This window comes from Streptomyces glaucescens (assembly GCF_002154375.1).
Classification (GTDB): Bacteria; Actinomycetota; Actinomycetes; order Streptomycetales; family Streptomycetaceae; genus Streptomyces; species Streptomyces glaucescens.
Map to the genome: position 1 here is coordinate 1 of NZ_MUND01000803.1, position 7,493 is coordinate 7,493.

Annotated in this window: 8 protein-coding genes and 1 pseudogene; all 9 read left to right on the forward strand. The window is 74.9% G+C overall.

Going from position 1 to position 7,493, the window contains the following annotated elements; all coding sequences use genetic code 11:
• A pseudogene (locus CCN42_RS43545) lies at positions 1 to 801 on the forward strand (hypothetical protein); the annotation flags it as partial.
• A gap of 109 nt (positions 802 to 910) precedes the next feature.
• Positions 911 to 1,336: a phage tail protein gene (locus CCN42_RS37525; RefSeq protein ID WP_086741744.1), complete on the forward strand. Its 426-nt coding sequence runs from the start codon at positions 911 to 913 to the stop codon at positions 1,334 to 1,336.
• A gap of 63 nt (positions 1,337 to 1,399) precedes the next feature.
• On the forward strand, positions 1,400 to 2,122 hold the full coding sequence (locus tag CCN42_RS37530) for a CIS tube protein (RefSeq protein ID WP_086168215.1): 723 nt from the start codon (positions 1,400 to 1,402) through the stop codon (positions 2,120 to 2,122).
• Positions 2,119 to 3,945 (forward strand): VgrG-related protein, encoded by a 1,827-nt coding sequence (locus CCN42_RS37535; protein ID WP_086741745.1) that lies wholly within the window; start codon positions 2,119 to 2,121, stop codon positions 3,943 to 3,945. The genes CCN42_RS37530 and CCN42_RS37535 overlap by 4 nt, the downstream gene beginning before the upstream one ends.
• An 89-nt stretch (positions 3,946 to 4,034) precedes the next feature.
• A complete protein-coding gene (locus CCN42_RS37540) occupies positions 4,035 to 4,352 on the forward strand; it encodes a PAAR domain-containing protein (RefSeq protein ID WP_086168217.1) in 318 nt (105 codons plus the stop codon).
• Positions 4,352 to 4,774: a GPW/gp25 family protein gene (locus CCN42_RS37545; RefSeq protein ID WP_086741746.1), complete on the forward strand. Its 423-nt coding sequence runs from the start codon at positions 4,352 to 4,354 to the stop codon at positions 4,772 to 4,774. Before CCN42_RS37540 ends, CCN42_RS37545 begins: the two co-directional genes overlap by 1 nt.
• Positions 4,774 to 6,735, forward strand: a complete 1,962-nt coding sequence (locus CCN42_RS37550; RefSeq protein WP_086741747.1) for a putative baseplate assembly protein — start codon at positions 4,774 to 4,776, stop codon at positions 6,733 to 6,735. The genes CCN42_RS37545 and CCN42_RS37550 overlap by 1 nt, the downstream gene beginning before the upstream one ends.
• Entirely contained in the window at positions 6,732 to 7,295 is a 564-nt protein-coding gene (locus CCN42_RS37555; RefSeq protein WP_086741748.1) for a phage tail protein, read from the forward strand. Before CCN42_RS37550 ends, CCN42_RS37555 begins: the two co-directional genes overlap by 4 nt.
• A 4-nt stretch (positions 7,296 to 7,299) precedes the next feature.
• On the forward strand, positions 7,300 to 7,493 hold a 194-nt coding region (locus CCN42_RS43950; protein ID WP_211294883.1), incomplete at its 3' end, for a zinc-ribbon domain-containing protein.

Genomic DNA, 7,493 nt, shown 5'->3' on the forward strand with positions numbered 1-7,493 from the left:
CCCCGCACCGCCTCGGCACAGCCGACCGCCTCTGCCTCCGGCGCACCGGCCGCCCCCCGCACCACCCCGGCACAGCCGACTGCCTCTCCCTCCGGCGCACCGGCCGCAGCCCGGGGCAACCCCGTGCCGCCCGTCCGTGAGCCCGCGCGGCCGACGCCGGGCCGGTCCGCGGTCGCCCCGGCGACGGCGCCGATCCAGCGGGCCGCGGCCGTCCGCCCCGGACCGGAGGGCCCGGGCCTACGGACCACCGGTTCCGCGGCCTCCGTTCAGCGCGTCCCGGTCGTCCGGCCCGCCCCGCCCCACCCGGAGACGCCCGGGCCCGGGGCGCACGCCCCGTCCACGGCCGTACCGACGCGGGCCCTGCCGGTGACCGCCCCGCAGGCGCCGCCGCTCGCGGACCGCCCGTCGGCCGCGTCGGCGCCGGCCCCGGCGGCGACCGTCCCCGTGGTCCGGCGCAGGAGCGCCGGGCCCGGCGGTGTGACCGGCGGGACGGCGACCCCGGTGCAGCGCACCGGCTCCGGCGCCGGTGACCGCGTACCCCCGGGCGGGCCCGCCAAGGCGGTACCGGCGCCCGGCCGCCAGCGGTCGGCGTCCGTGTCAGCCTCCGCCACGGGGTCCGCCTCCGCCGCGACGTCCGCCTCCGCCAGGAGCGCGGCCCAGCGCGCCGAGCCGGCGCCGGACCCCGGCCTCGACCTGGACGACCTGGCGCGCCGCCTGCTCGACCCGGTCGCCCGGCTGCTGCGTGCCGAGCTGCGGCGTGGCCGGGAACGCACGGGCCGCCCGCACGACGGGCGCCGCTGAGGCCACGCCACGGATGAGGCGACGCGAACGGATCAGGCGACGCACGAATGGGGCGACGCAACGAATGAGGCCACGGAACGGATGAGGTCAGGGAACGGATGACGGACGGATGACGGACAGCATCTTCGCGACGAGCGTGTTCTTCCGGCTCGCGATCGGCGGTGACGATCTGGGCCCCTTCCACACCTGCTCCGGCATGGGTGCCGAGGTCGAGATCGAGAGCTACGCCGAGGGCGGCAACAACGGCTTCAACTGGCAGCTGCCCGGACGCGTGACCTGGTCGAACATCACGCTCACCCGGCCGGTCACCAGCGACACCGTGAAGATCGGCCGCTGGCTCGACGAGACGCTGAAGCGGGTGGAGCCCAAGGACGGCGAGATCGTGGCCCTCAGACCGGATTTGACCCCGATCGTCAGCTGGCAGGTGTTCGGGATCGTCCCGGTGCGCTGGCAGGGGCCGTCCTTCGACCCCGGCAACCCGGCACCGGCGGTGGAGACCCTGGAGATCGCCCACGAGGGCCTGCGCTGGTCCTGACCCGCCGTCCACGACCACGACCGTCCCCGCCCCGCACCCGCTTCACGGAAAGGAGGTAGCGGCATGTCCCCAGCGGTCCGCTCCAGCCGGGCCAGGGCCCAGCTGACCCTGAAGGAGCCCCCGGCCTCGGTCGGCGCGAAGCCCGGCGGCACCCTCGCGCGGCTCGACCTGCAGTTCAACCCCTCCACCCTGCAACTGCGCAAGACCACCGAGTGGCGGCGTTCCCCCTCCCGGATGGCGGAGCAGTCGGCGCTGCCCGAGTTCGTCGGCAGCGGCCCGCGCGAGCTGAGCCTGGAGGTGTTCCTGGACGCCACCGCCACCCACGACAACTCCGTGGAGCAGGCGGTGGAGAAGCTGATGAAGGCGTGCGTGCCGACCCCGGCCAGCCTGGGCCGCAAGAAGCCGGCCAGCCCATGGGTGCGGTTCGAGTGGGGCACCGCGCGGACGACCTCGTTCGACGGAGTGCTCTCCAGCCTGTCGGTGACGTACACCCTGTTCGACGTGGACGGCAAGCCGCTGCGCGCCACCTGCGCCCTGTCGATCGAGGAGGCGAGCGTCGACCCGCCGGGCCAGAACCCGACGTCCGGCGCGCGCACCGCCCGCAGCACGCACACCGTGGTGGCGGGCGACAGCCTGGCCCTGCTGGCCTGGCGGGAGTACGGCGACGCGACGGCCTGGCGGGTCATCGCGGAGGCGAACGGAATCGACGACCCGATGGCGCTCGTGCCCGGCACCGAACTGGTGGTGCCGGGGCTGCGTGACGCGGGCGGTGAGGAGGAGCGGTGAGCAAACCCGGGGAGGAGCGGGGCGGCCGGTCGTTCGCGGCGGACCCCGTCATCGAGACGCCCGCCGAACTTCCGCCCGTCTGGGCCGCCCAGCTGGTGAGCTGCGTGGTGGACGAGAACGTGGGCCTGCCGGACGCGGCACAGCTCACCTTCCGCGACCCCGACCACGAGTTCCTGAGGGCGACCGGCATCACCATCGGCACCCCGCTCAGGGTGTCGGTGGTGACCGTGTCCGGGCAGGCCCGCGAACGGCTGTTCGGCGGCGAGGTGACGGCCCTGGAGGTGGACCGGGACCGCACGGGCTCGTTCACGGTGGTGCGCGCCTACTCCAGGGCGCACCGCCTCCAGCGGGGCCGGAAGGTGGTGGCGTACCGGAACATGACGGCGGCGGCGATCGTCCGCAAGGTGGCCGCCGGGGCGGGGCTGGCCTGCGGGACCGTGGAGGCCGCGCCGGTCACCTACCGGCAGCTCTCGCAGGCGAACGTGTCCGACTGGGACTTCCTGCAGTACCTGGCGGCCGAGAGTGGCGCGCAGGTGCGCGTCGACGACGAGGGGCTGCTCCAGTTCACCCGGCTGCGGAAGGCGTCCGCGGCGCCCGCGCCGTCGACCCCGGCCACCCGGAACCCGATGGTGCTGGAGTACGGGCGGAACCTGCTGGCGCTGCGGGCTTCGCTGTCGACCGCGGACGGCGCGTCGCAGGTGGAGGTGCGCGGCTGGGACGTCACCACGAAACGGCCGCTGGTGGCCCGGCAGCCGTCGGTGGACAGCGAGACGGTGGTGCCGGGCCTGAGCCCGGCGTTCGCCGCGCGGTTCGGCAAGGCGGTGAAGCTGACCGTCACGGACACCCCGTACCGCACCCAGGCGGAGACGACGGCCGTCGCGGACGCCACGGCCGCCCAGGTCAGCGCGGGTTTCGGCGACCTGGAAGCGGTGGCCGAGGGCAACCCGCGGCTGCGGGCGGGCAAGCCGGTGGCGCTGGGCAACGTCGGGCAGGCGTTCTCCGGCAAGTACACGGCGACGGCCGTGCAGCACGTCCTGGAGCCGCACGGCGGGTACCGGACGACGGTGTGGGTGAGCGCGAGCCCGGACCGCTCCCTGACGGGCCTGGTGACGGGCGCCAACGCACCGGCCCGCGGGCCGCGCATGCCGGGCCTGGCCATCGGCGTGGTGACGGACGTACGCGAGCCGGGCGGCGCCGAGAGCGGCGCGGTGAGGCTGAGGTTCCCCTGGCTGGACGACACGTACACCACCGACTGGGTGCGCACCGTCCAGTGGGGCGGCAAGGGCGGCGGAGGCGTGGTGAGCCCCGAGGTCAACGACGAGGTCCTGGTGGGCTTCGAACAGGGCCTGCTGGACAGCCCGTACGTCATCGGAGGGCTCTACAACGGCGTCGACAAGCCGTCACCCCACGACGTCCCGCTGATCGACCAGACCACCGGCAAGGTCAACCGCCGTTCCGTCGTGTCGCGTTCGGGACACCGGGTGGAACTGCTCGACGCGCGGGCGCCGGGCCCGTCCGGCATCCGGCTCACGACCGGTGACGAGCGCCTCGAAGTGTTCCTCGACGACCGGCGGGACCGGATCGAGCTGACGGTGTACGCCAAGGGCCGGCAGCCCCTCACCTCCGTCCTGCTCGACACGCAGGGCATCACCCTGGACGCGGGACGGGGCGACGTGAGCGTGTCGGGCCGCAACGTGGACATCCAGGGCCGGGTCGGGGTGAAGGTCGGCGGCCGTTCGGTGAGCGTCACCGGCAGCTCGGACGTCACCGTCGACGGTGGCCTGCTGGGTGTTCTGAAGGCCAGGCTCGTCCGCATCAACTGACCTCCGTACGCCTCCACCGACTCCCCGCACTCGTCCCTCCGCGCTTCCCCGACTCTCCCGACTCTCCCGACTTCCCCAAGGAGCAACGCATGCCGGCCGCAGCCCGTACCGGTGACCCCACCGACCACGGCGGTGTGATCGCCACCCCGCCGCCCGGCGCCGCCGCGGCCGTGGCCCGCGTGCTGATCGGCGGCCGCCCCGCCGCCGTCACGGGCAGCCTGCACACCTGCCCGATGCCGCCGCACGCGGCCACGGGCCCGGCCAACGTGATCCTGCCCAACCCGGCAGCGGCGGTCGCCGGGGCCGTCCTGATCGGCGGACTGCCGGCCGCGCGGGCGCGCGACCGGACCGCGTGCGGCGCGATGATCCTGACCGGCGCCCCGAACGTCCTGATCGGGGGCGTGTGATGAGCGAGCGGTTCATCGGGCGCGGCTGGGCGTTCCCGATGGGGGTCGGGCCGACCGGCGGGATCGCCATGGTCGAACGGGAGCGGGAGATCGAGGAGGCGATCCGTCTGGTGCTCGGCACCGCGCCCGGCGAGCGCCCCATGCGCCCCGAGTTCGGCTGCGGCATCCACGACTACGTCTTCGCCCCCGGCGACGGAGCCACCGCAGGACGCGTCGCGCAGCAGGTGCGCGAGGCCCTGGAGAGGTGGGAGCCGCGCGTCGCGGTGGACGACGTGGTGGTCGCCTTCGACGCCGTCGAGGACGGCACCCTCTACATCGACGTGCACTACACCGTGCGCTCCACCAACGACCGGCGCAACCTGGTCTTTCCCTTCTACACGATCCCCTCCGAGGAGGGGGCCGAGGATTTGGTCGCGGACTGATGGCCCTGCCCTCCCCGAACCTGGACGACCGGCGGTTCCAGCAACTCGTCGACGAGGCGAAGCGGTACGTGCAGCAGCGCGCCCCGGAGTGGACCGACCACAACGTCTCCGACCCGGGCGTCACCCTGATCGAGACGTTCGCGTATCTCGTCGACCAGCTGCTCTACCGGCTGAACCGGGTCCCGGACAAGAACTACACCGCGTTCCTCGACCTGCTCGGCATCCGCCTCTTCCCGCCGGCCGCCGCCGTGGCCGAGGTCGACTTCTGGCTGTCGGCGCCGCAGCCCGACACGGTGGCGCTGCCCGCGGGCACCGAGGTGACCACCGCGCGCGGTGAGACCGACGAGGCCGTGGTCTTCACGACCACGGCGGAACTGCACATAATGCCCAGCGAGCTGACCCGCCTGGTGACCGCGTACCGCAGCGGTGAGCAGACCGACCGGACCGGGGCGCTCGCCGAAGGCCGCGACATCCCCTGCTTCCAGGCCGCGCCGGAGCCGGGTGACGCGCTGCTGTTCGGCCTGCCGACGGCGGTGCCCCGCTGCATCGTCGCGGTGCGCCTGGACAGCCGCGTGGAGGGCGTCGGCGTGGACCCGCGTCAGCCCCCGCTCGTGTGGGAGGCGTGGGACGGCGGCGGCTGGCGGGTCTGCGAGACCGGCCCGGACACCACCGGCGGGCTGAACCGGCCCGGCGAGGTCATCGTGTACGTACCGGCCGGGCACACGGCGTCGGTGATCGGCGGGACGCGGGCCGGCTGGCTGCGCTGCCGCGTCACCGAGGCGGAGCCGGGCCAGCCGTTCTACTCGGAGTCCCCGACGGTGCGCGAGGCGGCGGTGTTCACCGTGGGCGGCACCATGTCCGTCGAACACGCCGAGACCGTGACCGACGTGCCGCTCGGCACCTCGGAGGGCGTCGCCGGACAGACGTTCCGGCTCGGCCGCCCGCCCGTCCTCCTCGACGGCGGGCCCCCCGTGGTGGAGGTGTCCTCGGCCGAGGGATGGCAACGCTGGGACGTGGTCGAGCACTTCGGCCGCTCCGGCCCCGACGACCGGCACGTCCGGGTGGACGCCACCACCGGTGAGTTCACCTTCCCCCCGGTGCTGCGCGAACCCGACGGCACACTGCGGCAGTGCGGCGCCGTACCGCCCAAGGGCGCCCAGGTGCGGGTGGCCCGCTACCGCACCGGCGGCGGCCCGGCCGGCAACGTCGCCCGCGGCGCGATCTCCGTGCTGCGCTCCTCCGTTCCGTACGTCGCCCGGGTCGTCAACCGGGAGGCCGCCCGCGGCGGCGTCGCGGGGGAGACCGTCGAGAACGCCAGACTGCGGGCACCGCAGGCGCTGCGGATGCAGGAGCGCGCGGTGACCGCCGAGGACTACGAGATCATCAGCCGCCAGGCGGCGCCCTCGGTCCGCCGGGTCCGCTGTCTGCCCGCCGCGGAGGGCGGGGGCGCGGTACGGGTCCTGGTGGTGCCGGACGCGGTGGCCGACGAGGGCGACGACCGGCTCCGCTTCGAGCAGCTGATCCCCTCCGACCAGGTCCTCCAGGCGATCACCGCGAGCCTCGACGAGCGACGCCTGATCGGCACCCGCGTGCTGGTGGAGCCGCCGGTCTACCAGGGCGTCACCGTGGTGGCCCGGCTCGTGACGGCACCGGGCCGCACCGACCGGGTGCGCGAGGCGGCGCTCGCCGCGCTGTTCCGGCACCTCAGCCCGCTGCACGGCGGTCCCGACGGCACCGGCTGGCCGTTCGGGCGGCCGGTGCAGTACGGGGAGCTGTTCGGCGTGCTGCAACGCGCCGGCGGCAACGCGCTCGTGGAGGAGATCCGCCTCTTCCCCGCCGACCCGATCACCGGCCGGCGCGGCGCGCCGACGGACCGCATCGACGTGGCCCCGGGCGCGCTGGTCTTCTCCTACCAGCACCAGGTCGTCGTCACGCCCGCCGAACCGGAGGCACGCGCATGAGCCGCGCCGCCGTACCCGGCCTGCCGAGCAGGTACCCGATCGGCGGGCAACTGCCCGCCCTGTACGCCGACGACGACTTCGCGCAGCGGTTCACCGCCGGCCTCGACACCGTCCTCGCCCCGGTGTTCGCGACCCTGGACAACCTGACCGCCTACCTCGATCCCCGGGTGGCCCCGGCCGACTTCCTGACCTGGCTGGCGTCCTGGGTGGGCGCCGCCGACGACCCGCAGTGGCCGGAGGAACTGCGCCGTGAGGCGGTCGCCCGCGCGGTGGAGCTGCACCGCTGGCGTGGCACCGGACACGGCCTGGTCGAGGGCCTGCGGCTCGCGCTCGGCGTCCACGCAGAGGTGACCGGGGACGGCGGCGCGGTGTGGTCGAACACCCCCGGCGCCGACCTGCCGCCGCAGTCCCCCCACGGGCCCCTGGTCCGTGTGTGGCCGGGCCGCGAGACACGGGTCGACCCGGACAGGGTCCACGAGATCGTCCGGGCCATGTGCCCGGCGCACACCGTCTGCCGGGTGGAGATCCTCCCCGGCCCACCCGCCGACGAAGGGAGGTGACGCCATGCGCGCGTGCCCCTCGTGCGGGGCGTCCAACGGCCCCACGGACGACTTCTGCGGCAACTGCGGTTCCTACCTCGGCTGGTCGGACCCGAGGCCCGCCCCGGACACACCCCCGGAGCCCCCGGCCGCACCGGATCCGGCCCCGGCGCCGGCACCTCCTCCGGAGGACGAGCCCGCGCCCCCCGCGCCTGCCCC

Bases quoted from the DNA above. Each gene is read 5' to 3' on its own strand.
- CCN42_RS37525 (WP_086741744.1), top strand. From the start codon at position 911: ATGACGGACAGCATCTTCGCGACGAGCGTGTTCTTCCGGCTCGCGATC.
- CCN42_RS37530 (WP_086168215.1), top strand. From the start codon at position 1,400: ATGTCCCCAGCGGTCCGCTCCAGCCGGGCCAGGGCCCAGCTGACCCTG.
- CCN42_RS37540 (WP_086168217.1), top strand. From the start codon at position 4,035: ATGCCGGCCGCAGCCCGTACCGGTGACCCCACCGACCACGGCGGTGTG.
- CCN42_RS37545 (WP_086741746.1), top strand. From the start codon at position 4,352: ATGAGCGAGCGGTTCATCGGGCGCGGCTGGGCGTTCCCGATGGGGGTC.
- CCN42_RS37550 (WP_086741747.1), top strand. From the start codon at position 4,774: ATGGCCCTGCCCTCCCCGAACCTGGACGACCGGCGGTTCCAGCAACTC.
- CCN42_RS37555 (WP_086741748.1), top strand. From the start codon at position 6,732: ATGAGCCGCGCCGCCGTACCCGGCCTGCCGAGCAGGTACCCGATCGGC.